The 25,780-nt window shown below is 67.6% G+C and carries 21 protein-coding genes; 6 read left to right on the top strand and 15 right to left on the bottom strand.

Annotated elements, in window-relative coordinates; all coding sequences use genetic code 11:
- Nucleotides 1-77: 77 nt before the first annotated feature.
- Entirely contained in the window at nucleotides 78-1,322 is a 1,245-nt protein-coding gene (gene ligD / locus QUE68_RS26565) for a non-homologous end-joining DNA ligase (protein WP_284234770.1), read from the bottom strand.
- Nucleotides 1,323-1,419: 97 nt separating this feature from the next.
- On the opposite strand from ligD, the gene fadD2 reads away from it, so the two are divergent.
- Together fadD2 and QUE68_RS26555 are read left to right on the top strand one after the other, a co-directional pair.
- On the top strand, nucleotides 1,420-3,126 hold the full coding sequence (gene fadD2 / locus QUE68_RS26560) for a long-chain-fatty-acid--CoA ligase FadD2 (protein ID WP_284229597.1): 1,707 nt from the start codon (nucleotides 1,420-1,422) through the stop codon (nucleotides 3,124-3,126).
- 207 nt (nucleotides 3,127-3,333) lie between these two features.
- Nucleotides 3,334-4,137 carry a transglutaminase-like domain-containing protein gene (locus QUE68_RS26555; RefSeq protein ID WP_284229595.1) on the top strand — a complete coding sequence of 268 codons (804 nt, stop codon included), beginning with the start codon at nucleotides 3,334-3,336 and terminating at the stop codon, nucleotides 4,135-4,137.
- Between the two features lie 4 nt (nucleotides 4,138-4,141).
- On the opposite strand, the gene QUE68_RS26550 is transcribed toward QUE68_RS26555, so the two are convergent.
- The 6 genes from QUE68_RS26550 to QUE68_RS26525 all read right to left on the bottom strand — a co-directional run bounded on the left by QUE68_RS26550 (nucleotide 4,142) and on the right by QUE68_RS26525 (nucleotide 12,122).
- Nucleotides 4,142-5,161, bottom strand: coding sequence for an aminotransferase class IV (locus QUE68_RS26550; protein ID WP_284234771.1), 1,020 nt, complete (start codon nucleotides 5,159-5,161; stop codon nucleotides 4,142-4,144).
- A gap of 32 nt (nucleotides 5,162-5,193) precedes the next feature.
- On the bottom strand, nucleotides 5,194-6,690 hold the full coding sequence (locus tag QUE68_RS26545) for an APC family permease (RefSeq protein WP_284229589.1): 1,497 nt from the start codon (nucleotides 6,688-6,690) through the stop codon (nucleotides 5,194-5,196).
- Between the two features lie 106 nt (nucleotides 6,691-6,796).
- Complete coding sequence (locus QUE68_RS26540) at nucleotides 6,797-7,684, bottom strand: LysR family transcriptional regulator (protein ID WP_286274692.1); 888 nt, start codon at nucleotides 7,682-7,684, stop codon at nucleotides 6,797-6,799.
- Between the two features lie 106 nt (nucleotides 7,685-7,790).
- Entirely contained in the window at nucleotides 7,791-9,980 is a 2,190-nt protein-coding gene (locus tag QUE68_RS26535; RefSeq protein WP_284229587.1) for an acyl-CoA dehydrogenase, read from the bottom strand.
- A gap of 52 nt (nucleotides 9,981-10,032) precedes the next feature.
- The gene (locus QUE68_RS26530) at nucleotides 10,033-11,010 is read right to left on the bottom strand and encodes a 2-hydroxyacid dehydrogenase (protein ID WP_284229584.1); all 978 of its coding nucleotides are present in this window, start codon (nucleotides 11,008-11,010) and stop codon (nucleotides 10,033-10,035) included.
- The gene (locus tag QUE68_RS26525; protein ID WP_284229583.1) at nucleotides 10,986-12,122 is read right to left on the bottom strand and encodes an alpha/beta hydrolase; all 1,137 of its coding nucleotides are present in this window, start codon (nucleotides 12,120-12,122) and stop codon (nucleotides 10,986-10,988) included. Before QUE68_RS26525 ends, QUE68_RS26530 begins: the two co-directional genes overlap by 25 nt.
- A 104-nt stretch (nucleotides 12,123-12,226) precedes the next feature.
- Here QUE68_RS26525 and QUE68_RS26520 point away from each other — a divergent pair, with 104 nt between their 5' ends.
- The gene (locus QUE68_RS26520; RefSeq protein WP_284229582.1) at nucleotides 12,227-12,805 is read left to right on the top strand and encodes a VOC family protein; all 579 of its coding nucleotides are present in this window, start codon (nucleotides 12,227-12,229) and stop codon (nucleotides 12,803-12,805) included.
- On the opposite strand, the gene QUE68_RS26515 is transcribed toward QUE68_RS26520, so the two are convergent.
- Nucleotides 12,802-13,395 (bottom strand): TetR/AcrR family transcriptional regulator, encoded by a 594-nt coding sequence (locus tag QUE68_RS26515; protein ID WP_284231402.1) that lies wholly within the window; start codon nucleotides 13,393-13,395, stop codon nucleotides 12,802-12,804. The two genes, QUE68_RS26520 and QUE68_RS26515, sit on opposite strands and share 4 nt — an antisense overlap.
- 109 nt (nucleotides 13,396-13,504) lie before the next feature.
- On the opposite strand from QUE68_RS26515, the gene QUE68_RS26510 reads away from it, so the two are divergent.
- On the top strand, nucleotides 13,505-14,404 hold the full coding sequence (locus tag QUE68_RS26510) for an oxygenase MpaB family protein (RefSeq protein ID WP_284229581.1): 900 nt from the start codon (nucleotides 13,505-13,507) through the stop codon (nucleotides 14,402-14,404).
- A gap of 31 nt (nucleotides 14,405-14,435) precedes the next feature.
- Nucleotides 14,436-15,341 (top strand): class I SAM-dependent methyltransferase, encoded by a 906-nt coding sequence (locus tag QUE68_RS26505; RefSeq protein WP_284229580.1) that lies wholly within the window; start codon nucleotides 14,436-14,438, stop codon nucleotides 15,339-15,341.
- A gap of 9 nt (nucleotides 15,342-15,350) precedes the next feature.
- Here QUE68_RS26505 and QUE68_RS26500 read toward each other — a convergent pair whose 3' ends face one another.
- Together QUE68_RS26500 and QUE68_RS26495 are read right to left on the bottom strand one after the other, a co-directional pair.
- Nucleotides 15,351-16,562, bottom strand: coding sequence for an alpha/beta hydrolase family protein (locus tag QUE68_RS26500; protein ID WP_284229579.1), 1,212 nt, complete (start codon nucleotides 16,560-16,562; stop codon nucleotides 15,351-15,353).
- Nucleotides 16,563-16,674: 112 nt separating this feature from the next.
- Nucleotides 16,675-17,562: an amidohydrolase family protein gene (locus QUE68_RS26495; protein WP_284229578.1), complete on the bottom strand. Its 888-nt coding sequence runs from the start codon at nucleotides 17,560-17,562 to the stop codon at nucleotides 16,675-16,677.
- Between the two features lie 19 nt (nucleotides 17,563-17,581).
- Here QUE68_RS26495 and QUE68_RS26490 point away from each other — a divergent pair, with 19 nt between their 5' ends.
- Nucleotides 17,582-18,346 carry a trans-aconitate 2-methyltransferase gene (locus tag QUE68_RS26490; protein WP_284229577.1) on the top strand — a complete coding sequence of 255 codons (765 nt, stop codon included), beginning with the start codon at nucleotides 17,582-17,584 and terminating at the stop codon, nucleotides 18,344-18,346.
- 83 nt (nucleotides 18,347-18,429) lie between these two features.
- On the opposite strand, the gene QUE68_RS26485 is transcribed toward QUE68_RS26490, so the two are convergent.
- The 5 genes from QUE68_RS26485 to stf0 all read right to left on the bottom strand — a co-directional run bounded on the left by QUE68_RS26485 (nucleotide 18,430) and on the right by stf0 (nucleotide 25,712).
- Complete coding sequence (locus QUE68_RS26485) at nucleotides 18,430-19,845, bottom strand: mechanosensitive ion channel family protein (protein WP_284229576.1); 1,416 nt, start codon at nucleotides 19,843-19,845, stop codon at nucleotides 18,430-18,432.
- Complete coding sequence (locus QUE68_RS26480) at nucleotides 19,842-21,998, bottom strand: adenylate/guanylate cyclase domain-containing protein (RefSeq protein WP_286274691.1); 2,157 nt, start codon at nucleotides 21,996-21,998, stop codon at nucleotides 19,842-19,844. The genes QUE68_RS26485 and QUE68_RS26480 overlap by 4 nt, the downstream gene beginning before the upstream one ends.
- A gap of 122 nt (nucleotides 21,999-22,120) precedes the next feature.
- Nucleotides 22,121-23,992 carry an adenylyl-sulfate kinase gene (gene cysC, locus QUE68_RS26475; RefSeq protein WP_284229574.1) on the bottom strand — a complete coding sequence of 624 codons (1,872 nt, stop codon included), beginning with the start codon at nucleotides 23,990-23,992 and terminating at the stop codon, nucleotides 22,121-22,123.
- Nucleotides 23,992-24,915, bottom strand: a complete 924-nt coding sequence (gene cysD, locus QUE68_RS26470) for a sulfate adenylyltransferase subunit CysD (protein WP_284229573.1) — start codon at nucleotides 24,913-24,915, stop codon at nucleotides 23,992-23,994. The genes cysC and cysD overlap by 1 nt, the downstream gene beginning before the upstream one ends.
- Nucleotides 24,912-25,712, bottom strand: a complete 801-nt coding sequence (stf0, locus tag QUE68_RS26465) for a trehalose 2-sulfotransferase (protein WP_284229572.1) — start codon at nucleotides 25,710-25,712, stop codon at nucleotides 24,912-24,914. Before stf0 ends, cysD begins: the two co-directional genes overlap by 4 nt.
- Between the last annotated feature and the right edge of the window lie 68 nt (nucleotides 25,713-25,780).

The raw sequence follows: 25,780 nt of genomic DNA, 5'->3' as shown, positions 1-25,780 counted from the left end.
AAGGTACCGGGGAGTAACTCCTAAAACATCGTTAAGAGTCCGTGGGGGCCCCGATCAGCAAACGGTTCTCGCGGGTTTCACCGCTCGTGCCACTGGGCGCCCGAGTACTTCGCCCATGGCGAGTAGTCGGCGATGAGTTCTTCCTGCGGCGGTCGCTGAGCCTCAGGGACGTGCTGCAGGTTGATGCGGATGCGGTACCAGATCGAACTCGGGCCCCGCATGCCGTCGACCAAGACGTCGATTGGCTCCAATCGCGCTGCGGCGGAGGCGTACTTGGTCTTCCACGTCTCCAGTGCCGCCATCGCCTCGTCCTTGGTCTTGGTGCGGGCGATCTCGATCAGCGGCATCGCCGACACTCTGCGGTGCGTCGAATCATCGCCGCGCCGGGCTCCCTTGGGCGCCTTCTCGGCCGGTCCCAACTCCTTCGCCAGAACGAGCAGGCCCTCCAAGCCGCCGCTCGCGTCGTCCATGCCGGCCCACGGATCGCCGATGTCGGCGTAGCGCTCGGGCACCGTCGCGACGGTGAAGGCCTCTGGCCTGCACCCGGGCACCTCGTCCCACCGCAGTGGGGTCGACACCCGGGCGTCGGGCCGCGAGCGCACCGAGTATGCCGACGCGACCGTCCGGTCCTTGGCGTTCTGGTTGAAGTCGACGAAGACGCCCTCGCGTTCTTCCTTCCACCACCGACTGGTCGCCAAATTCGGTGCGCGCCTTTCGACTTCGCGCGCGATGGTCTCGGCAGCCAGGCGTACCTCGCGGAAGGTCCAGCGCGGCTCGATGCGGGCATACACGTGGAAGCCGCGACTTCCCGAGGTCTTCGGCCAGGCCGTCAGCCCGTACTCGGTGAGCACGTCGCGGGCCACCAGGGCGACGTCGACGATCTGCGGCCACTCCACGCCGGGCATGGGATCGAGGTCCACGCGGAGCTCATCGGGATGCTCCAGGTCGTGCGCGCGGACCGGATGGGGGTTGAGGTCGACGCATCCGAGGTTGATCGCCCACGCCAGGCCGGCCGCATCGGTGAGGACGGCCTCCTTGGCCGACGTGCCGGAGGCGTACTTGAGTTCGGCCACCTCGATCCAGTCCGGTCGCTTCTCCGGAGCCCGCTTCTGGAAGACGGCCTCCTCGGTGATGCCCTTGACGAATCGCTTGAGGATCATCGGTCGGTCGGCGACCCCGCGCAGGGCACCGTCGGCGACGGCGAGGTAGTACTCGATCAGGTCCAGCTTCGTCACACCCGCGTCCGGAAACACGATCTTGTCCGGATTGGTTACCCGCAGGGGCCGACCGCCGATGTCCATGGACAGCGAAGTCGACGCCATGCCGTCGATGCTAGTTGTGCACCCAGCCGGGCGGAGCGACGGGAAGTGGGATGCGCACCCTGGCCCGTCTGCGACCGCCGTCACATATTGTGGGGCGATGCCACACCTCACCGAGCTTCCCCTGCAGGCGGCGGCCAAGGTTCAGCAGTACCTCGAGCGCGGCTCAGCCGAGCTGCACTACGCCAGGAAGATGTTCGAGGCGGGCGCCCTCAAGCTGGAGCCGCCGCAAAACGTGGCGGCCATGATCGCCGACATCCGGCGCTGGGGTGAGTTCGGCATGATCCCGGCGCTCAACGCCCGGCGGAACCCCCACGGCACGGCAATCATCGACGACGACGGCGAGCTGACGTTCGGTGAACTCGACGCCGCGGCCAACGCCGTCGCCCACGGACTGCTGGGACTGGGCGTCCGCGGCGGCGACGGTGTCGCGCTGTTGATCCGCAACCACCGGTGGTTCCTGATCGGGCTCTACGGCGCCGCCAAGGTCGGTGCCCGACTGATCCTGCTCAACAGCGAGTTCTCCGGCCCCCAGATCAAGGAGGTCTCCGAGCGCGAGGGCGCGAGGCTGATCATTCACGACGACGAGTACACGAAGGCATGCTCGGCGGCCGACCCGGAACTGGGCAAGCTGCGCGCCCTCGCGACCAACCCCGACAAGCCCGAAGAACCGTCGGAGAGCACCGACGAGACACTGGCCGACCTGATCGCCAGGAGTAGGCCCGGCCCGCCGCCGAAGGCGGGGGCGCACTCGAAGATCATCATCCTGACGAGCGGCACCACCGGCACTCCCAAGGGCGCGAATCGCAGCACGCCGCCCTCGCTCGCCCCGATCGGCGGCGTCCTCTCGCACGTGCCGTTCAAGGCGGGCGAGGTGACGTCACTACCCGCCCCGATGTTCCACGCGCTCGGTTTCCTGCACGCCACCATCGCGATGATGCTCGGCAGCACACTCGTGCTGCGGCGGCGGTTCAAGCCGGCTACGGTGCTCGCCGACGTCGAGAAGCATCACGTGACGGCGATCGTCGTGGTGCCGGTCATGCTGTCCCGGATCCTCGACGAACTCGAGAAGACCAGCCCGCGGCCGAACCTGTCGAGCCTTCGCATCGTCTTCGTGTCCGGGTCGCAACTGGGCGGCGAACTCGCCACCCGCGCGCTCAAGGACCTGGGGCCCGTCGTCTACAACCTGTACGGATCCACGGAGATCGCGTTCGCGACCATCGCCAGGCCCAAGGATCTGTCCATCAACCCATCCACCGTCGGACCGGTCGTCAAGGGCGTGAAGGTGAAGCTCTTCGACGATGACGGCAAGGAGGTGCCCAAGGGTGAGGTCGGCCGGATCTTCGTCGGCAACACCTTCCCGTTCGAGGGGTACACCGGCGGTGGCCACAAGGCGATCATCGACGGACTCATGTCCTCCGGCGACGTCGGCTACTTCGACGAGCACGGGCTGCTCTACGTCAGCGGCCGCGATGACGAGATGATCGTCTGCGGTGGCGAGAACGTGTTCCCCGCCGAGGTCGAGGATCTAATCAGCGGACACCCCGACGTGGTCGAGGCGACCGCCGTCGGGGTCGAGGACGAGGAGTGGGGACATCGCCTGCGCGCCTTCGTCGTCAAGACCGAGGGCGCCTCGGTCGACGAGGACGCGATCAAGGCGTACGTAAAGGACAACTTGGCCCGCTACAAGGTGCCGCGCGAGGTGGTCTTCCTCGACGAGCTCCCGCGCAATCCGACGGGCAAGATCCTCAAGCGCGAGCTGAAGGACATCAAGGTCGGCGGCGAGCAGGATCAGGACGAGGAATAGTTCCACGTCCCGGTGGTAGTACCCCGGCGTGGACGTCGACCTCGCCGGCAAGACGGCGGTCCGCGTCGACGACGGGACGTCGACTCGATCGTCCCCTAGGCTTCTGCCGACGTTTGGTCATCGTTCGCATCGGGTACTGATGAGCCCGACATGATGCGCGCGCCGCGTCTCTCCCCCCATCGACGTAGTGAAAGCAGTGGTAAGCGCATGAGACGAGAAGTTGGCGCGCAGCTCCAAGTCGAGGTCTTCGATCCGACGACCCTGGAATTTCAGATTGCCATTGCCCCGCAACCGGGTGCCGAGGTCACCGAGTCGTTGTCATTCACCTTGAACGGCAACGAGGTCGAGCCGATGGAACTCGTCGGCCAGCACGGCACCCGGATCCACAAGTTCGAGGCGGGCAAGGGCACGGTGACCGCGAACTACTCGGCGACCATCCTGGGTCAGGCGGAGCCGGCGTCGGTCGCCGAGATCGACCTGTCGACGTATCTGCGTCCCAGTCGATACGCCGAGGCCGACAAGTTCTACGGTTTCGCCGCAACGGAATTCGGCAATCTGGCGAAGTCCTCGGCGCTGCTGGAGAAGGTGTCGTCCTGGGTCGGCACGCGGCTGCAGTACGTGCCCGGTTCGAGTGATCCCATCGACGGCGCCGCGGACACCGTGCTGGCCGGTCAGGGTGTCTGCCGCGACTACGCGCACCTGGTCGTCGCCCTGCTGCGGGCGGTCAACGTCCCGGCGCGCCTCGTCGCGGTCTACGCCCCCGGCTGCTATCCGATGGACTTCCACGCCGTTGCCGAGGCCTACGTCGACGGGCTGTGGCGGGTCGTCGACGCCACCTGCCTGGCGCCCCGTCAGTCGATGGTGCGCATCGCGACCGGCCGCGACGCCGCCGATACCGCCTTCCTGGACAACCATGGCGGCGGGATCAACCTCACCAGCATGAGTGTCAACGCCTGGGTCGAGGGCATGCTGCCGGTCGACGACGTCGAGGAGCTCGTCTCGCTCGGCTAGTGGCTCAGTACTCGATCGCCTCGATCAGGAGTCCGGGCTCATCCATCAACGCCCAGAAGCGATCTCGAATCGCCACGGTCAACGGGCCGGGCGTGCCGTCACCGATCGGCTCGCCGTCGAGTGTGTTGATCGGGGTGACACCACCCGCGGTGGTGACGGCCATGATCTCGTCGGCGTCGTACAGTTCCTGGCTGGTGACGTCGCGCAGGCTGGCCCCGATGCCCATCTGGTCCGCGAGTTCGAAGACCGTCTTACGGGTGATGCCGGGCAAGGCATTTCGTGACGGGGATGCCAGCACGCCGTCCTTGACGATGCACACGTTGAAGCCGGGTCCCTCGGCGACGCAGTTGTCGGAGTCCAGCAGGATCGCCGTGCGGGCGCCGCGGTCCTTGGCCTCGAAGCTCGCGGCCGTCAGATCACCCCACTGGTAGTTCTTGATGGTGGGGTCGACCGTGTTTCGCCCCGCGCGACGCACGTGGCGCGGCACGATGGCGGTCGTGCCGTAGATCTGCTCGGCCGGGGGAAAGGCCCACAGATACGGGATCGCGTAGATGTACACCTGATGGGTGAGCTTGGAGAGATCCTTCTCGCCCTTGCGCTTTCCGTAGCCGCGCGTGATGGACAAGTTGACGAACGACTCGCGCAGCTGCGACATCGAGACGCACTTCTTCGTGATCTCGGCGATCTCGTCCTTGCTCATGCCGGCGTCCAGGCGCAGCTTGCGCGCACCGTCGAGCAGGCGGTCGATGTGGTCGTCGAGGCGAAAGATGTTGCCGTGCCACACATGCGCCACCGTGTAGGTGACGTCGGAGTGCCCGAAGCCGGTGTCGAAGATCGAGATCCTGGCGTCCTCGGCGGGGAGGTACTCACCTTCGATCCAGGCCACCCCGCCCGCATACGGGCTGGACGTGTCGAGCTCGTAATCGCTGTACTGGATCGCGGAGCCGGCGGGCGTGTCCTCGCGGATGGCGGCACCCGGTTCGACGGCGACGAGGTTGCTGGTCAGGCTGGTGGTGAGGGTCATGTCAGTTCAATTCCTTTGACAGTTAGTGATTTTCAGGAAGTGTGGGTCTTGGCGAAGTCAGGGCCGGCCTCGCCCGTGGCCAGTCGCTTGCGAAGCCCCGTCACCGCCCAGATGCCGGCGAGGACGACCAGACCCAGGAACACGAACCCGTTACCGGCGAACTGCGGCAGGAAGATCAGCGCCACGCAGACTGCGCTGAAGCAGATCAGGCCGACGATGTAGATCGGCATCCGCGCCCGACCGAGGTCGAACGTTCCTGGTTGGGCCGTAGGGATGGTGCCCCGACGGTGACCGATGATCAGCGCGATGGTCTGCAGTACGTAGGTGGCGAAGACCGCCAGCGACGAGAGCCCGAGGATGAGGAGGAAGGCCTTCTCGCTGACCAGGGCGAACAGCAGCAGCGCCGTCGAGAAGCCGAACAGGCCGAGCACCGCGTACGTGGGGGTGCGGTTGGTCGGTGACACGTGCCGCCAGACGTGGGAGAACGGCAGCATGTTGTCACGGGCCATCGAATAGGTGAGCCGCGTGGCGACCAGGATGTTGGCCAGGATGCAGGCCATCACGTTGGTCAGGGCCACCGCGACGACGATCTTCGTGATGACCGGGCCGACCTGCTGGGTGATGATCTCCTCGATCGGCGCCGCGGAGGCGGCCGCGAGGGCTTCCTGATCGCGGATGGCCAGCACGAAGACGACGTACATCCCGAACTCGATGACGATCGAGGCGGCCAGCGCATAGAACATCGTGCGAGGGATGACGCGCCTGGCGTTCATGGTCTCCTCGGCCACGTCGGCACTGGCCTCCACCCCGATCAGGCCGAAGAACGGTCCGAGTGAGGCGGCCAGCCACGCCAGGATGTACGGGTTGCTGCCGTCGGAGGTGCCTCCGGTGAACAGGACCGAGAACGGTTGATGGTTGTCCGGTGACGAGAACGCGACGATTGCCACCAGGATGGTGGCCCCGACGGTGATGACGAATTCGAGGCTGACGCCGATGTTGTTGACCATCGTCGCGAACCGCACGCCGTAGAGGTTGACCAGCATGCAGACCGCCATTACCCCGATGGCGACCAGGATCTGCGCGGTCTGGCTCATCGCCCAGCCGAACAATCCGCCGAGATAGCCGGAGAGGATGAACCCGACGCCGGTCATGCCGCAGATCCAGCCGGCGAGCGCCATCACGCCGGTGAACCACGCCATGTTGGAGCCGTGAATGCGGCTGGTCCACTGGTACGCGTAGCCGGCCAGCGGGATCTTCGCCGTCAGGTCGGCGGCGATCACGACCCAGACGAGGAACACCGCAGCGGCAAGCAGCAGCGTCCACACGAAGGGGGCGCCCGCGGTGAAGTAGCCGGCACCGAAGCCGGTGAACACCGCCGTGGTGGCGCTGATCGTGGCGAAGCCGATCGCGAACGAGGCGAGTCGGCCGACGGAGCGGTCGAGCTTCTGCGTGTAGCCGAACTGTTCCAGCCCGGCGTCTTCGTCGGAGAGGGTGGGCTTACCGGTGGGTGGTGAAGCGGTGTCGGTCATGGGTGCTCCAGCTCGGGGGTGCGCTCGTACTCGGATGCACCGAGGAAACGCCTCCTGCGCCCGCAGCGGAAGTTCCAAATTCTGATCTACTGATAACTTCCGACTATCAGTAATACGTGGCGGGCCGTTCCAGCGACTGCCCTTCGCCGAAACTCCACTCGTCGTGCACCTGGCGGATCAGGGCTGCGGCGTCCTCGCTGAGGCGCCCCGGATGCCAGGCCAGGGCGGTGTAGTTGCGGGGCCGGTCGGTGATCGGCACGTAGACGATGCCCTGTCTGCCGTACAGCCGGGCGCTGGCCTCGCTGGTGAAGCTGATGCCGAGGCCCCGCGCGACCGTCGTCGTCTCCACCTCGTAGGTGGCGGCGACGGCCGCGATCGTGGGTGGCTTGCCGTCGCGGGCGTCCATCGCCATCCAGTAGTCACGCCACCGGCCCGCGCTGCCCGGCGCTACGACGATGGGATCGTCCAGTAGTTCGGTGATGCTGACATCCGCCCGCTCCGCCAGCCGGTGGTCCCGTGGCAGGCAGGCCACCCAGCTCTCGGCGTCGAGAATCAGCATCCGGTGCTCCGGCAGGTCGACGGGCGGCCGGATGATGGCCACCTCCGTGATGCCGTCGGCCAGGCCGGCCGTGGGATCGTTGAAGTCGAATTCCCTTGGCTCGACAGTGATTTCGGGAAAGTTGGACTCGAAGTGCCGGACCAGGCGGAATAGGACGTCGGCGCCGGTGCCGATCAGATAACCGAGCCGGATGCGTCGGTCTCGCCGCGACGCCGTGACGAGGTCGTCCACGCAGGCGTCCACGTTCCGGAGGGCCTCCTGCACCCTCGGCAACCAGGTCGAGCCGGCGGCGGTGAGCGCGACCTCCCTCGTCGTGCGCGTGAACAGCACCGCTCCGGTCTGGTGTTCGAGCTGTTTGATCGCCGTGGAGAGGGCGGGCTGGGAGATGAACAACCGCTCCGCAGCGCGCCGATAGTTCAGCTCCTCGCCGAGCACGGCGAAGTACCGCAGCTGCCGCAGCGTGACGCCGTGGTCGTTGCCGCTCGTGAGTGACCTCCATCCATTGACCCGGGAGGCAATGTTAGGTCACCAGGCAGCCGACCTACGGATCGCGCGGCAGGCCGAGCAGGCGTTCGGCGATGATGTTGAGCTGCACTTCCGAGGTACCGCCGTAGATCGTCGTGGCCCGACCGGCCAGTAGGTACTCGCCCCACTTGCCGGAGAGCTCGCCCTGGTCTCCGATCGCCCCGTCGGTGCCGAACGACGACACGCCGAACTCGGCGTAGCCCTGACCGGTCTTCATGGAGAGCAGCTTGCTGATCGCGGCCGCGGGCATCGGGTCGCCCCCGGCCAGCGTCAGCAGTGTCGAGCGCATGTTGAGCAGCTTGGCGGCATGGCCCTCGGCGATCAGCCGGCCCGCTTCGTTCTGTTCGATCTGGTCGAAGTGGCCTTCCTTCAAGAACTCGACGAACTGTTCGAGGCTAGCCAGGAACGGCGGCTCACTGCTGCCGATGGACACCCGCTCGTTGGTGAGCGTGTTGCGGCTGACCTCCCAGCCCCGGTCCACCTCGCCCAGCACGAACTCATCGGGCACGAAGACGTCGTCGAGGAACACGGTGTTGAACATCGCGTTGCCGGTGAGCTCGCGAAGGGGTTTGACCTCGACGCCCTCGCTGGCCATGTCGAGCAGGAAGTAGGTGATGCCACCGTGTTTCGGCGCGCTCGGGTTGGTCCTCGCCAACAGCGCGCCCCACTGCGAGAACTGAGCGCCGGTGGTCCAGATCTTTTGGCCGGTGATGCGCCAGCCGCCGTCGACCTTGGTGGCCTTCGTCGTCAGGCTGGCCAGGTCGGATCCAGCGCCCGGCTCGGAGAACAGCTGGCACCAGATCATCTCGCCGCGGAACGTCGGCGGCAGGAAGCGTTGCTGCTGCTCATCGGTGCCGTAGGCGACGATCGACGGGATGATCCACGCGGCGATGCCCATCTGCGGCCGCTTGACTCGCCCGCTCGAGAACTCCTGGGCGATGATGATCTGCTCGACGGGGGCGGCAGCCCGGCCCCACGGCGTGGGCAGGTGCGGGGTGACCCACCCGCCCTCGGCGATGGCAGTGACCCGCTCATCGCTCGGAAGTGCCTTGAGCGCAGCGACTTCGGCCCGGATCTCCTCGCGCAGCTTCTCGGTGTCGGGGTCGAGGTCGATGTCGATCGGCCGCATGCCCGTGGAGGTCGCGACGTCGATCACCTGCTGCGGGTAGTCGGCCGCGCGGCCGAAGCAGGCGGCCAGCATGATCGCCCGGCGGTAGTACACGTTGGTGTCGTGCTCCCAGGTGAAGCCGATGCCACCGTGCACCTGGATGCAGTCCTGGGCACAGTGCTGGGCGGCGACGGGGGCGAGCGTGGCGGCGACCGCGGCCGCGAATTGGTAAGCGGCGTCGGCATTTCCGCCGGTGAACTCGTCGATGGCCCGGGCGGCGTCCCACACGGCAGCGGTGGCGCGTTCGGTCTCGGCGATCATTCCCGCGCACTTGTGCTTGATGGCCTGGAACTGTCCGATCGGACGGCCGAACTGTTCCCGGATCTTGGCGTACTCCGAAGCGGTGTCGGTGGCCCAGCGGGCGACGCCGATGCACTCGGCCGACAACAGCGTCGTGATCAGCGCGCGGGCCAGCGTGCGGCCGAGGTTGGACAGCACGCGATCGTCGGCGACCTCGACGGCGTTGGCACGCACGTGCGCCAACGGCCGGAGCGGGTCGACGCTCTTGACGGGTTCGATCTCGACCTGGTCGGCGTCGAAGACGATCCACTCCACACCGCTGTCGATCGACACGGGTAGGACCAGGAGTGAGGCCTGTGCGGCGGCGGGAACGGCGCGGACCTCACCGCGGATGACGAGCCCGCCGCCCTGGCGGGTGGCCGTCAACCCGGAGTCGATGGCGTACGCGGCGATGACCTCACCCGAGGCGAGCCCCTCGAGCAGCTTGGCTTCGGGGTCGTTCGCGGAGATCAGTGCGCTGGCGATGGCCGACGGGACGAAGGGACCTGGCACGGCGCCGTGGCCGAATTCGGCGAGCGTGATGGCGAGTTCGAGGATGCCGAAGCCCTGGCCTCCGACGTTCTCCGAGAGGTGCAGACCCTGGAGGCCCTGTTCGGCGGCCGCCTTCCAGTAGGTGGGCGGGTTGGAGATCGGGGTCTCGAGTGCGTCGTGCAGGACGTCGGACGGCGCGACGCGCTTGACCAGGTCCCGGACGGAAGCCGCCAGGTCGTTGTGCTCGGAGAGGATGGCGATGGGCATGCGCTGGGCTCCTTGAATCAACCGGTGGGTTGGGAACGAGCCTACCTGGGCGTCAGCCGCGCGCGACACCCTCCTCGTTCACCAGGTTCACCAGGTGATCGCCGTCGTGCAGGCGGCGGCAGTTGTCGACGCCCGCGGCGAGATAGCGGCGCATGGTGTCGGCGGTGTACCAGGTGACGTGCGGTGTCAGGACCACGTTGTCGAGGCTCAGCAGCGGATTGTCCGCGGGGACGGGCTCCACCTCGAAGACGTCCAGGCCCGCGGCGGCCAGCGGCCCGGCGCGCAGCGCGTTCACCAACGCGGGTTCGTCGACGATCGCGCCGCGAGAGGTGTTGACCAGCACCGCGTCTCGCTTCATGGCGGCCAGCTTCTCGGCGTTGAGCAGGCCGGCCGTCTGCTCGGTGAGTGGGAGGTGCAACGACACGATGTCGCTGTCGGCGAGCAGTGCGTCCAGCGGTCGCCAGCCCGGCGTGCCGTCGTCACGGGTGCTGGTGTGCAGGGTGCTGGCGCCCATTGCGGTAACGATCGTCTCGACCTGTTTGGCGACGTTGCCGTACCCGACCAGCCCGACCGTACAGCTGCCGACGTCGCGCACCGTCTCACCCAGGGTGGGGTCCGACGGCCAGCCCGCGCCGCGGCGGGTGGCAAGGTCGAGGGCGGGCAGTCGGCGCAGTGCCGCGAGCATCAGCAGCACCGTGCCCTCGGCCACCGAGGGGGCGTTCGCGCCGGGCATGTTGGCCACGCCGATGCCCAGCCGGCTCGCGGCCCCGACGTCGATGGTGTTGACGCCGGCACCCAGCTTGTGGACCAGCCGACACCGTGTCGCACGTTCGAGGTCGCCACCGGACAGCGGCCGCAGGACGTGCCAGATGACGTCGGCTTCGGGCAGCTCGCGGTAGAAGGTGTCGTCGTCGTCCTCCGCGCAATACCGGACGTCGAGCCAATCGCGTTGAGGTGCCAGGTATTCGTGCACTTTGGCGCCCGGCGTGAAATGGGCGAGGACTCTTACCGCCACCGCTTCGCGATCCATTTCGCGATCGTATCGGCCTGCTCGCTACGGGCGCCGGGCGTGGTGAAGTAGTGGTCGGTGTCGATCGCGAGGAGCGTCTTGTCACTGCTCGCCAACGCATCGTGGATGCGGCGGGCGTCCGACGGGTACACGCCGGTGTCCTGATCGGCGTTGATGACCAGAGCGGGGCAGTCGATGCGCGCCAGGTGTGGTTCGGCTCCGGTCTGAGCGGTGCGCAAACTCCACATGCCCAGCCAGCCGCGGAGCGTGCATGCCGCGGCGATCCCGTGCGCCGACCGGTTGGCCTTCACCGGCAACCCGACATAGCAGGCGTTGGGCGGTCGCTTGGAGGGCTCGAGCGTCGGATCGACCATCCTGGGGTCGGCCCAGGTGCGCAGGACCGTGAAGGGGCGGTCCGAAAACCCCTCGGCTCGAATGCGTTTGAACTCTTCCTGGACCCAGTCGGTGATCGCGTGATTGCGGGCGACCTGCGCAGCGCGGTATCTCTCGATGAACTCGGCCGCGTACGGGGGACCGTTGCGTTCGTCGAAGAGGTCGAGGTCGGCGTCGGTGGCGAGTGGATCGTTCTCGTCGACCACGGAACCGTCCATCCATGCCGTGAGCACCTCGGGCCTTCCGGGGTGGGCCGCGCTGGCAACGTAGCCGTCGGCCGGGGGGAGTTCCCCGAGGCCGGTCGCGGGTCGCATCCCCTCCAGCGGCGTCACGTGCGGATCGACGGCCTGCGCCTGGTAGGCCGCCATCAGCGACCCGCCGCCCGAATTGCCCAGCAGTACAACGGTTTCGATGTTCTGCACCTCGCGCAACCACCGCACGCCCACGCCGATGTCGACCAGGGCGTGGTCCAGCAGGAAACTGCTCTCGTAACCGCGGTACCGGGTGTTCCAGCCGAGGAAGCCGATGCCGCGGGTCGCGAGGTAGTCGGCGAGGTAGTGCTCGGAGAAGTCGATCTGATAGTGGGTGGCGATTACCGCCACCTTCGGTTTGCGGCCCACGCCCCGGTAGTAGATCCCCTGGCAGGGGTGCCCACCCGAGCCGGCCCGGCGGGCGGTGGGGGAGTCGGAGCCGATGAACTCGCGCAGCACTCCCGGCGTCATGACGGTGGTCACCCCCATAGAGGTCGACGTCGACTGTGTTGGCTCACGTCGAGATTCGCCGACCCCACACTGAAACCGATGTTAGATTCGGATTCGTTCGGTGACCAGACCGGAGTTCAGCCATGATCAAACCGCACAACGTGAACGCGGAGTTCGCGCTCGGTGGCATCAACCACGTCGCCCTGGTGTGCGCCGACATGCAGAAGACGGTCGACTTCTACAGCGGCGTCCTCGGGATGCCTCTGGTCAAGTCGCTCGACCTGCCGGGTGGTCTGGGGCAGCATTTCTTCTTCGACGCAGGTAATGGGGACTGCGTCGCCTTCTTCTGGTTCGCAGACGCGCCCGACGGCATCCCCGGCATCTCGGCCCCCGCCGCCATTCCCGGCATCGGTGAGATCGTCAGTGCCGTTGGGTCGCTGAACCACCTGGCCTTCCACGTTCCGGCGGAACGGTTCGACGAGTACCGGAAGCGGTTGAAGGCCAAGGGCGTTCGCGTCGGGCCGGTGTTGAATCACGACGAGAGCCCCGCCCAAGTGTCCGCTGCGGTCCACCCCGGCGTGTACGTCCGCTCGTTCTACTTCCAGGACCCCGACGGCGTCACTCTCGAATTCGCCTGCTGGACCAAGGAATTCACCGATGACGACGCGGTCACGGTGCCCAGGACCGACGCCGACCGCCGACGACCGACGGTCCCGTCCTAGGTTCGATCGAGATCACGCACCGCCAGCGCGTCCACGATCCGCGTCAGTCGATCGACCAGCTGGGCCTGGGGCAACCGGATGTCGCCCGAGACCCAGGCGCTCAGAGTCTGGCCGACCCCGCCCACCACGAAGTGTGCGACCGTCTTGATCGACTCGTCATGCGGTAGCCGGGAGACGGTCGTGACGTGCTCGCCCGACAGTAGGGCGAAGATGCCGCCCAGCTCGGCCCGCTTGCGGGCCAGGACCGGGTGGGAGAGCTGCGCGCTGAACAGCAGGCGTCCGACCCGGGTGTCGTCGGCGATCGCGCGGACCAGGTTGGCGATACCCGATCGGGTCTCTTCCTCGGGGGGCGCGGCGGCGACGGCCGCCTGGGTGGTCGCGGCGAGGTCGGCGATGACCCGGTCGAAGACGGCTGCGACCAGCGCATCCTTGTCGGTGAAACTCTCGTAGAAGTACCGCGCGGAGATCCCGGCCTCGGTGCAGACGGCACGAACGGTCAGCTCGGTCGGTTGGACGGGGCCACCGAGCACCTCGAGCCCCGCGTCGAGCAGTCGTCGTCTGCGCTCGGCCACCCGGTCGCGCGCCTGCATGCCACCGTAGGGCCGGACATTCGCCACCCGGCCATGTTGACACCTGCTGGTCGCCGGTGCAATATCTGGAAACACGCGTTGCCTGATTTGCCGGATGAGGGATGCTCAAATGTCGGTCGGTGAGAATCACGTCGAACGCGCGATCAGTGCGCCTGCCCTCCCGTCGGCGCGCCGGAGCTCGCCCACACGCGGCGGGCCGACCATCGACGAAGGTCTGCTCGGCGTGGGTCTGCTGCTCGGGCCCGCGAACGTGATCATGCAATTGGCCAGGCCCGGCGTCGGCTACGGGGTTCTGGAGAGCCGAGTCGAGAGCGGCCGCATCGACCGCCATCCGATCAAGCGGGCGCGCACGACGTTCACGTACCTGGCGGTGGCGGGCAGCGGAAGCGACGCGCAGAAGGCCGCCTTCCGACGCGCGGTGAACGGGGCCCACGCGCAGGTGTACTCCACCGACGAGAGCCCGGTGCAGTACAACGCGTTCGACCGAGACCTGCAGATGTGGGTCGCCGCCTGTCTGTACAAGGGCGCCGTCGACTCCTACCGGACCTTCGTCGGCGAGATGGACGACGACACCGCCGACCGGCACTACGCCGAGGGCATGTCGCTGGGCACCACGCTGCAGGTGCCGCCGGAGATGTGGCCAGCCGACCGCGCCGCCTTCGACGCGTATTGGCACGAGCAGCTCGCCAAGGTCCACATCGACGACACCGTGCGCGACTACCTGTACCCGATCGCCGCGAGCCGGATACGTGGCGTCACCCTGCCGGGTCCGCTGCAGCGCTGGAACGAGGAGCTCGCGCTGCTGATCACCACCGGCTTTCTGCCGCAACGCTTCCGGGATGAGATGCGGCTGCCCTGGGATGCCCACCGGCAGCGCCGGTTCGATCGGCTGATGGCACTGCTGCGGACGACGACCCGCCTGTCACCCCGGTTCGTCCGGCAGTTCCCGTTCAACGTGCTGCTCAAGGATCTCGACTGGCGGATCAGGACCGGCCGCCCGCTGGTGTAGCCGGCTCGGCTTCCCGGCGTAGGGTCGGCTGGTGCGCACCGAACGGGATACCTGGGACATCACCACCAGCGTCGGGTCGACGGCCCTGTTCGTCGCCGCCGCAAGGGCATTGGAGGCGCAGAAGCCCGAACCGCTGGCTGCGGACCCGTACGCCGAGATCTTCTGCCGGGCCGTCGGCGGGGAGTGGGCCGACATGCTCGACGGCAAGGCCTCGGGCAGTCGCGGACGACAGCTGCTCGAGACCGAGTTCGGTGGCCACTTCGTGTCCTTCCAGGGCGCCCGCACCAAGTACTTCGACACGTACTTCGCCGCCGCCGCCGCGGCCGGGGTGCGTCAGGTCGTCATCCTCGCGGCGGGTCTCGATTCGCGGGCCTACCGACTGCCGTGGCCGGACGCGACGGTCATCTTCGAGCTCGACCAACCTACGGTGTTGGACTTCAAGCGGGACGTGCTGGCCGAGTTCGGGGACGCCCCGCGTGCCGATCGGCGCGAGGTCGCCGTGGACCTGCGTGACGACTGGCCGAAGGCGCTCGCCGACAGCGGCTTCGACGCCGCCGTTCCGACGGCGTGGATCGCCGAAGGCCTGCTGATCTATCTGCCCGCCGAGGCTCAGGAACAGTTGTTCGCCGGCATCGACGCCCTGTCGAGTCCGGGCAGTTGGGCGGCCGTCGAGGAGGGCAGACCCATGCCGCGGCAGGTCTTCGAGGCCAAGAAGCAGGAGGAACGTGACGCCGGTGAGGCGGGCACCTTCTTCACCCTCGTCTACAACGAGCAGATCGCCCCTGCCGACGAGTGGTTCGGTGCCCGCGGGTGGACTGCCACCCCGACGCCGTTGGCCGGCTACCTCGCCGACGTCGGCCGGCCGGTGCCGCCCGACGACCCGGACGCGGGCCCCATGGCGGCGGCCAACAGTCTGGTGCGCGCGGTCAAGGGCTGATTCGCGGCGCTAGGAGAACATGAAGGGCCGCAGGAAGCGGGTCATCCGGCGGAGGTAGTCCGGTTGGCTGACGTGCAACACGTGGTTGCCGGGAAACCAGTGGAACGCGCACCGATCCCAATGGCGCCATAGCAATTCGGCCTGTTCCGGCGGTGCCAGGCGGTCACCGAGACCGGTGATGATGAGCCGCCGGTCCCGAGCCACCAGCGGTGCATAGTTCAGCGGTGAGTGATAGGCCGACGCGGCGGCGGACGCCTCGCGGTCGGTGCCCGTCACCCGGTTGCCCAACTTCACCAGCAGATTGGCCGGAAACCAGTCGTCGAAGGCGGCTTCCGGCGTGACGACGGGAACGTTGGGGATGACGGCCTGGACGCGGTCGTCGACACCGGCGATCAGCGCCGAGGTGTACCCGCCGAGCGACATGCCCGTCAGCGCGATCCGGTCGACGCCGGTGTGCTCGAGGTAATCCAGCACGGATCGAAAGTCGTGAACCGCCTGCGCCATGGCCTCGGCGAACCCCGACATCCCGTCGGCGAAGTAGCCGTAACCGCTGTAGGGCGAAGCTCTTTCGGCCCGACGCCCGTGGAACGGCAGGGTGTAGAGCAGCACGTCGTACCCCGACCGGTAGAACCAGGGCAGCGAGAAGAACAACCCGTTGAACAGATACGCCGACCCCATGAAGCCGTGGATGAGGCACAGCGTGGGTCGTGGACCGTCGTCGTGCTGCCAGTGCTGGGCGTGCACCACGTTGTTGCGGGCGTACCCGCGCCGCCGGTCGCGCATCGCGGGGTTGACGGCCTCGAAGCTGCTCCTGAACCGGATGTTCCGCACTCGCCCGTGTGCGGTCCACTCGGCGATCGGGTTGGCCGGCCGCGAGGACACCCGCGGGAGCTGGGTCGGCGCGGGGAACGACCGTTCCGGGTCCTTGGCGGCGGCGAGATCGGCGTAGAACTCAGCGGCTGCGCGCTCGGCGCGAGAGTCGTTGGGCCGCAACGCCGCACCAACGACCTTCGGTAGCATGGCCGCCCCGACGAGTGACGCGATGGCGGTCCGCAGGCCCAGGTCGGCCAGTGCCGACGAGTCGACGATGAGCTTCTGCTCCCACGTCAGGTCGACCCGCCGCGGCAGGCCGCCGATGGACGCATCGGCGCCTGCGACGTTGGGGACCGGAATGGGGGGATCCACCGGAGTGGTGACGACGGGTGGCTGGGAACGAGACACGTGCGATCGTAACCCGGCCCCTCAGCAGCGAGTCCCAGGCGCGGCCACCGCGTCGTCACGACCGCCACCATCGCCGATCAGCCTGGCACTGCTCCCATGTGCCGGCCGTCACTCAGCTGTGGGCGGGCAGTCCGAAGAGTCGGGCGGCGTTGTCGTGGAACACCCCGCGCAGCCAGTCGTCGTCGATCCCGTCGAGCGCCGTCAGCACCTGCATGGCTTCAAGGTAGCCGTACGGGATGTTGGGGAAGTCGCTGCCGAAGAGGATCCGGTCACCGAGAGCGACGAGGCGCGCGCGATCCGCGTCGGGGAAGGGCGCCATGTCCTCGGCGAACGGGGTGAAGGCCATCGTGGTGTCCAGCCGAACCTGCGCGTAGTCGTCGCAGAGGTCGAGGAACGCGCCGTACTCGGGCATCCCCATGTGGGCGATGACGAGCAGGAGTCGCGGGTGCCGGGCCAGCACCGCCCGGATCGGGTCGGGTCCGGTGTGCGCGCCGGGGACCGGGCCGGAACCGCAGTGGATGACGACGGGGATCTGCGCCTCCTCGATTACGCCCCACACCCCGTCGAGCAGCGGGTCACCCGGGTCATAGCCGCCGACCTGAACGTGGGCCTTGAACACCCGGGTGCCGCCGTCGATCGCGGCGGTGACGTAGTCCTGCGCACTCGATTCGGGGTAGAACGTCGCGGTGGCCAGGCAGTCCGGCGTGGTCGAGGCGAACTGGCTGGCCCACTGGTTCAGCCATGCGGCCATCTGCGGCTTGTGCGGGTAGACCAGCGAGGTGAACGCGCGCACGCCGAAACCGCGCAGCGTCGCGAGGCGTTCGGCCTCCTCGGTGCGGTAGGTAATCGGCCAGGGTCTGCCGACGAGCGGCCCGACGTCGTCGAAGTACTGCCACACCTTGTCCATCACGCGCTTGGGCATGAAGTGGGTATGCACGTCGATGATGCCCGGCAGCCCGAGCGCTTCCCAGATGGACCGTATGGCCGTTGCTTCCTGCATCGTCAGACAGGATGTCACCATGTGGAATCCCGACGTGTACCTGGCCTTCGCCGACCACCGCGGGCGGCCGTTCTACGAGCTGCTCTCGAGGGTGGGTGCGGAGTCGCCACGCCGCGTGGTCGACCTCGGCTGCGGGCCCGGGAACCTGACGGTGACGCTGTCGGACCGCTGGCCGGATGCGGTCATCGAAGCCGTCGACAGCTCGCCGGAGATGGTCGAGGCGGCGCGGGGGCGTGGGCTGGCTGCCAGCCTCGGCGAGCTCGAGGCGTGGACGCCCGCGCCGGATACTGACGTCGTCGTGAGCAACGCTGCGCTGCACTGGGTTCCGAGCCATCGCGAGCTGCTCGTCCGCTGGACCCGGGAGCTTCCCCGCGGCGCGTGGCTCGCGGCACAGGTGCCCGGCAACTTCGACGCCCCCTCACATGCCGCGGTCCGCGAGTTGGCGTCCAGTGCCAGGTGGGTGAGGCAGTTGGGCGACATCCCGTTCCGCGTGGGCAGGGTCGTCGACTCGGCCGTCGACTATGCCGCGCTGCTCGCCGACGCGGGCTGTGCCGTCGACACCTGGGAGACCACCTACGTGCACGAGCTGACCGGCGAGCATCCGGTGCTGAACTGGATCACGGGAACCGCGCTGACGTCCGTGAAGGGCGCTCTGAGCGACGAGGATTGGGAGCGCTTCCGCAACGAGTTGATCCCGCTGCTCGACGAGAGCTATCCGGTGCGTCCCGACGGGCGCACCTTCTTCCCATTCCGGCGCATCTTCGTCGTCGCGCAGACTGGCTAACCCCCGCGAGTGGCCACTTACGCCACGCTTGCCCGTCAAGAACGTGCGATAACTGGCCGCTCGACGATGTTCGCGCAGACTGGCTAGCGGATTCCCCGATTGGCTTCGGCGAGGGCGGCCGACGCCGCAGCGCGCCGCATCTCGATCGCCGCGCCGAGGCTCCTGGCCAGTCGCGGATTCGCCCGCACCACGTCGGTGATGGCGTCGCGCGACACGGAGACGATGACCGCGTCCGAGGTCGCCACCACACCGCTGACGACCTGCTGACGGGTAAGGGTGGTGGTCCCGATGTAGTCACCCGTCCCGAGATGTCCGATGGTCAACTCCATCCCGTCGTCGGCGTAGACGACCAGCGCCACAGTGCCTTCGGTGATGAAGCCGATGGCGTCGGGCACGGAATCGGCCTGCTGAATGGTCTCGCCCTCGGCGTACGCGAGCCGCCGCGCGCGGGTGGACATCGTGGAGACGGCGTCGTCACCCAGCCCCAGCGTCGCGGCGACGGACCGCAGTGCGTCGGCCACGTAGTCGGTGTGGGTATGCGGCTCACACTCGGCCCCGTCGAGGTGGAGGCTGGCGCGTTGGGCCGCATACCAGGCGCGATGGAGCAGCAGGTTGCGCGCCGGTCCCTCGTCGGCGGGTGATGAAACCGGAACGGACACCTTGTACTTGGCCTCGCCCAGCGAAGTCACAGAAGCGGGAAGGGTGGGCACCTTCGCCGGAAGTGAGTCGGCTACGGCGAGTAGGGTTCGAGTCACGATGCCCGGCGGGTCGTCGGCACTGAACCCGACCGTCGCGGTCGCCCGGAAGGCCGCGCCGGTGACCCGGCTCAGGTTGGTGAACGATCCGGTCGCCAAGGTGGCATTTGGAATGATCTGGATGCCGTTGCCGGTATCGATGTGGACCGACCGCCAATTGACCTCCACCACACGGCCCTTGGCGTCATCGGTGTCCAACCAGTCGCCGATGGCGAACGGCTGCTCGAAGAGCATCAGCAATCCGGCGATGACCGGGCCGACGGCCGTCTGTACCGCGAGCCCGATCACGATGGAGGTCACCCCGACCGCCGTGACGAGACCGCCGATGTCGGCGCCCCACACCCAGGACAGCAGCACCCCGATGCCGACGACGATGAGCACCAGCCGGCCGAGGTCGATGAAGATCGTCGGCAGGCGCTTGCGCCAACTGCCCTCGCGCGCTTCGCCGAAGAGGACGGCATTGGCACCGGACAGGAGGAACAGCATGACCAGGAAGCCGAACACCGTCGCGGCGATCCGGGCCCAGCTCCCCTCCAGGTTCGCGTCCTCGACCTGGTCGAGCAGGATGAACAGGGCACACGCCGGTAGCACGTAGTTACGCAGCAGGAGAACTGGTTTCGCATAGCTGCTCTGCCGGCGTGCCAGGAGGTTGTACAACTCGGTCAGGACCAGAAGCAGAATTGGCAACCCGATGACGATGGCCAGCGCGGGCCAGAACCAGGCTTGCCCGGTGATGCCGGTCATGACAGTCGCTGCGCGGTGGTCTGGAGAGCCCAGATGGTCTCGCTCCCGCCCCCGCCGGGCACGACACCGGCTGTGCCGAATGTGTAGATGCCGTCGAGCGCATCGTGCACACGGCTGCTGACGAACACGCCGGGACCCTTCGTGGCTGCGTGCACGCGGTGAGCCAGGTCGACCGCTTCACCCCACAGGTCGTAGACCTTGGAGCGCTGGCCGATCAGGCCGCTGGACACGGCTCCGCTGTCGATCCCGGCGCGGATGGCGAGTTCGGCGTCGTGCTGAATGTTGGTGCGCTCGATGATCTCGGTGAGTTCACTGGCGAACGCCACGGTTCGGCTGGCGTGGTCCACCCTCGGTACGACCAACCCGCACGTGGCGAGGAAACCGTTGTGCAGGTGCCGAACCCGCTCGATCCCGTGTCGCTCGGCGGCCTCGTCGATACCTTCGATGATCGAGTTCAGCAAGCCGACCGAGACATCTGATGACGTGGCGCGGGCGAAGGCGTCGAAGCCGACGAGTTCGGCGTAGATGACGGTGACATCGCGGAAGTCACTGCTGATGGTCGCTTCACCCTCGCGATACCGCCGCGCGACGGTCTCCGGCATGAGGCTGGCGAGAAGCTGGTCGTTCTCCGCCCGCTGCTCGTCGATCAACTCCTGTTTGACTTGCAGCGCGTTGCTCATCTCGTTGAATGCCGCACCGAGATCGCCGACTTCGTCCTTGGTCGTCACCGGCACCGCCACGCCGCGTTCACCCCCGCTGACCCGTCGCACCGCTTCGGCCAGTCTCGTCAGCGGTCTGGTGAAGATCCGACTGAACAGCAGGCCGATCAGACACACCGCCAACACGATCGCCGCGATCGACAGCCCGAGGTTGCGGGCGAAGGCGTTGACCGGTGCCAAGGCCTCCGATTCATCCACCTTGGCGACCAGCACCCAGTCGAGGCCGGGGATGTCCAGTGGTGCGTAGGCGACCAGGGCCTCGGGTCCGATGTAGTCGGCCGCGGTGGTGACACCGGATTCGCCGACCAGCGCCCGATTGACGGCGAGGGTGTCGACCGGTTGAAGGAGCACACTGCCCTTGACTTCGACCTCACGCTTCGCGACGTCCTCCGGGGTGCCGTTGGCGACGACCTCCTTCTCGTAATTCGCCGGGTCGGTGAGCAGTTCTCTGGACGCCGAGCGCATCAGCTTGTCGGGGCCGGCGAGATACGTCTCGCCAGACCTCCCGAGCCCGTCGGACTCCCAATCTCCGTCACCCGTCATCACGGCGTTGATCTGATCGAGTGACAGCTGCAGCGCCAGCACACCGGTGATGACGCCACCGCTGCCGATCGGCGTCAAGACCCACGGGGTGGGCTTGCCGTACGACGGTGCGTACCGTTCGAAGTCGGATACGAACGTCTCGTCTACCGAAACCGCCTGTACCGCATCACGATAGGTAGCCGCGAGCTCGGTGGTCTTGTACGGGCCGGTGAGCACGTTCGTGCCGAGGTCGGTGCCCTTGTAGGCGGTGTAGACGACGTCGCCGGACGTGTTGAGGATCAAGGCGTCCTCGAATCCGAAACGGGTGGTCAGGTCTGCGAAGAACGGCTGGTACTTCGCGTTCGCCGCCGACCACGCGCTTGGATCACCGGCCGTGTCGACCTCCAGGGCGGCGGCGAAGTCTCCCTGGGCGGGCACCGTGTACGCGTTCTGCAGGTAGGCGGCCGCGTTGGAGGTGGGCTCGAACAGCGTGGCGTCGACGTCCTTTCCGGTCGCCTTGGCCAGTTGCGGACCGAATACCGTTTCGTAGTAGTTCGACAATGCCGCCTGAGCGGTCGGTGGCGGTGGTGTTGCCTGGAGTTCGGCGAAGGCGGCGTTGAAGTCGCGGGAGGCGCCGACCGCGGTGGCTCCGTGCGTCACGATCGACGCGCCGTTCGCGATGGATTGGTAGTAGGCGGTGATCTCGCGCGCTCGCGATTCGCGTAACTGGGTCAGGCGCTGATATTCGGTGGCCCGCAGCGAATTGGTGCCCGAGACGTATCCGATCGCGCCCGCGATCAGCACCGAGATCACGCTCACGGTCAGGAGCAGCACGAGCAGTTTCGACTGGAACCCCAGAGCCCGAAGCCGGGGTGTGTTGCCACGCATCGACAAATGAGCCACTCGAGCCATTCGGTACACCCATCGAAGAATTGACGGAATTGAATTGACGGCATGGACAGCCGCGCCGAATGCTAACGCTTCATCGCGCGCGAGTGGCTACTTATCTCACGATTTGGCACCCGAAGCGTGGGTTAACTGGCCACTCGGCGTTTGGCGTCGAGCACCTCGAGGACCTTGGCCACCAGCTCGTCGACGTCGGCGCCCGCGGTGTCGAGCACCAGATCGGGGTTCTCTGGCGGCTCGTACGGTGCGTCGACGCCGGTGAGGCCCTTCAACTCCCCGGCCCTGGCGCGGGCATACAGACCCTTGGGATCGCGACGCTCGCACTCGGCCACCGACGTGCAGAGGTACACCTCGATGAACGGCAGCTTGGCGGCGTCGTTGAGGGCGCGGGCGATCTCGCGGTCGGACTTCAACGGCGACACCAACGACGCCAGTGCGACCACCCCGGCGTCGGCGAACAAACGCGTGAGATGGCCCACGCGCCTGATGTTCTCGGCTCGATCCCCGGCGGAGAAGCCGAGGTCGTCGGACAGTCCGTGGCGAATGTTGTCACCGTCGAGCAGATAGGCGACGTCGCCGGCTTCGACGAGGGCGCGCTCGACGGCCACGGCGACCGTCGACTTGCCCGAGGCGGGCAGACCGGTGAACCAGATCGTGGCGCCGCGCTGACCGGTCGCCGACCAGCGGTGCTTGCGGTCCAATGCGGACGGATGCCAGCGAACGTCGTTGCGGCTCTGCGTGCCTGGCTTCACCTCGCGCGGCTCGATGATGGTGCCGGCGCCGATGGTGTCGTTGGACGTCTCGTCGATCAGGATGAACGCGCCGCTGTCCCGGTTGTCGGAGTACGAGTCGGCGATCACGACCGAACTCGTCCGCAGTGTCACCTCGCCGATGTCGTTGAGCGACAACTCGACTGGATTGTCGAGCTCGTCGAGCGTCTCGGGGTCCAACCGCGTGTGCAACGCCTGCACCGTCGCCCGCACCGTCTTGGTCGTCTGCTTCAGCGCGACCCGGTCCCCGGCGCGCAGCGGTGTCTCGGCGAACCAGCACACGGTGGCGTCGAGTTCACGGGCCAGCACCGGCGCCGTGGCGTCGTCGGCGCCGCTGATGAATACGTCGCCACGGCCCACGTCGATGTCATCGGCCAACTCGATCGAAACCGAGAGCGGCGCAACGGCGGTCGCGCGGCCGTCGTCGAGCGTGTCGACGGCGGTGACGGTGGAGCGGGTGCCCGCCGGGAGGGAGACGACGGGGTCCCCGACGCTGATGGTTCCCGCTGCCAGCCGGCCCGTGTAACGCCTTCTCTCGTCGGTGGTGGGCCGGGAGACCCACTGGATCGGGAGCCGTAGCTTGGCGGCCTCGGGTTGCGGCGCGGACAGCTCGATGCCCTCGAGATACTCCAGCAGCGTCGGCCCGGGGTACCAGGGCGTGTTCTCGGAGCGGTGCACGACGTTGTCCCCGTGCTTGGCGGCGATGGGGATGACGGACAGCTCGGCACCCCCGAGGCGGGCGGCCATCTGCTGTAGTTCGGCGGCCACCTCGTCGAACCGACCCTGGTCGAAGTCAACCAGGTCGATCTTGTTCACCGCTGCCACGAAGTGCTTGATGCCCAACAGCTTTGCGATCCTGGCATGCCTGCGGGTCTGGCGCAGCACACCCGCCCGGGCGTCGACGAGAAGGATCGCGACGTGCGCGTTGGAGGCGCCGGTGAACATGTTGCGCGTGTAGCGCTCGTGGCCGGGGGTGTCGGCCAGGATGTAGCTGCGCGACTCGGTGGAGAAGAAGCGGTAGGCGACGTCGATCGTGATGCCCTGCTCGCGCTCGGCCCGCAGCCCGTCCGACAGCGCCGCCAGATCGGCGACACCCTCATCGTCGGTGACGGCTTCGAGGTGATCCAGCGGGAGGCTGTCGGTGTCGTGCATGAGCCGGCCGATCAGCGTGCTCTTGCCGTCGTCCACCGAACCCGCCGTGGCGATGCGAAGGAGCGACCTCGCCCCCATCAGAAGTACCCCTCGCGTTTCCGGTCTTCCATCGCCGCCACCGACGTCCGGTCATCGGCGCGGGTCTCACCGCGCTCCGACACCGTCGCGGCCGAGATCTCGGCGATCACACCGGTGATGTCGATGGCGTGGGAACGGACCGCGCCGGTGATGGTGAGGTCGCCGACGGTGCGGTAGCGGACCCATTCGACGGCGGCGGTCTCATCGGCGGTGGGCTGCACGTACTCCGACACGGCGAGCAGGATGCCGTCCCTGGCGACCACCTCGCGTTCGTGGGCGAAGTAGATCGACGGCAGCTCGAGGTTCTCCAATTCGATGTAGCGCCAGATGTCCAACTCGGTCCAGTTGCTCAGCGGGAACACCCGGACCTGTTCGCCCTTCTTGATCCTGCCGTTGTACAGCGACCACGGCTCGGGCCGTTGCGCCCGCGGGTCCCACTGGCCGAACTCGTCGCGAAAGGACAGGATGCGTTCCTTGGCCCTGGCGCGTTCCTCGTCGCGGCGCGCTCCACCGAACGCGGCGTCGAAACCGCCGGCTTCCAGAGCGTCGAGCAGCGTGCGGGTCTGAAGCCGATTGCGTGACCCCGCGGGTCCGCCGACCTCTTGCACGCGCCCGCTGTCGATCGAATCCTGCACCGAGCCGACGATCAGCTTGTGACCGTGCTCGCCCAGCCGGCGGTCGCGGAACGCAATGACCTCACCGAAGTTGTGGCCGGTGTCGACATGCAGCACCGGGAAGGGCAGGGGTGACGGCCGAAAGGCCTTCTCGGCCAGCCGAAGCAGGACTATCGAGTCCTTGCCCGCCGAGAACAGCAGCACCGGTCGCTGCAGTTCGGCGACCACCTCGCGGATGATGTGCACCGACTCGGCCTCGAGCAGCCGTAGTTCCTCGACGTGGGTGTCGTCCCGCGTCTGAACCGTCATACCGGAAGACCTTCCTTCTCCGCGTCCCTGCGGTAGCGATCCACCCAGTCGTCGGACCGGTGATCGGCCTGGCGTTCCAGCACCGGCGCCGGGGCGAGCCGGGGGTCGAGCCCGAGCGCCTCCAGGACCGTACCCACCACCTCGGTCAGGTTTCGCCACAGCACCGGGTAAGACACATCGATGGGGTCGATTTGTTCCTCGGCGAACCACGCCCGCCACGCCTCCTCTTGGTCGCGCAGCATCGTCACCACGTGCGCGATGGCGCCGGCGTGATATTCGGCGCGCGCGTCGCGGACGGGATCGGGCCTGCCACGCCACACCCTGGTCTGCACCGCGCGCCAGAACGACACCGCCGGCGACACCACGTCGGGGCGGTAGACGTGCACCAGGACCGGGTCGGTGCCGACCACGTCGCGGATCGCCGACAGCAGGCCCGTGCCGGACCGGTCGGGCAGTCCTTCGGCGCGCTGCAGAAGCAGCGGCGTCTGGTTCCACATCAGCTTGCCGCCCCACACCCCGTTGGGCGTGCGACCCACGGTGCGGATGTAATCGCGCCAGATCTCGGGTGGCGCGAGGTCGGGCTTGCCCTCGTCGAGCGGGTCCAGCAGACGCAGGATCAACTCGTCGGAGACGCCGTCGAACCACTGCCGCGGTTGCGGCGACATGCTGGTGGTCGGCAGGTACTGGAAGAACTCCTGCGGCTCGCCCGCGACCCCGGTGGCCCTGAGCGATTCGACGAGCAAGGTGCTGCCGCTCCGCTGCGAGGCAAGCACCAGATAGGCGGGCGGGGTGGCCATGTCGAGAGCCTAGCCGGATCGAAATGGCGTTGCCCAGTCCGCGTCCGCACCACGATTCGAATCGTCAC

The sequence above is a fragment of the Mycolicibacterium sp. TUM20985 genome, assembly GCF_030295745.1.
GTDB lineage: Bacteria > Actinomycetota > Actinomycetes > Mycobacteriales > Mycobacteriaceae > Mycobacterium.
Note: the sequence above shows the minus strand (reverse complement) of the source record. Positions and strands in the feature narration are given on the sequence as shown.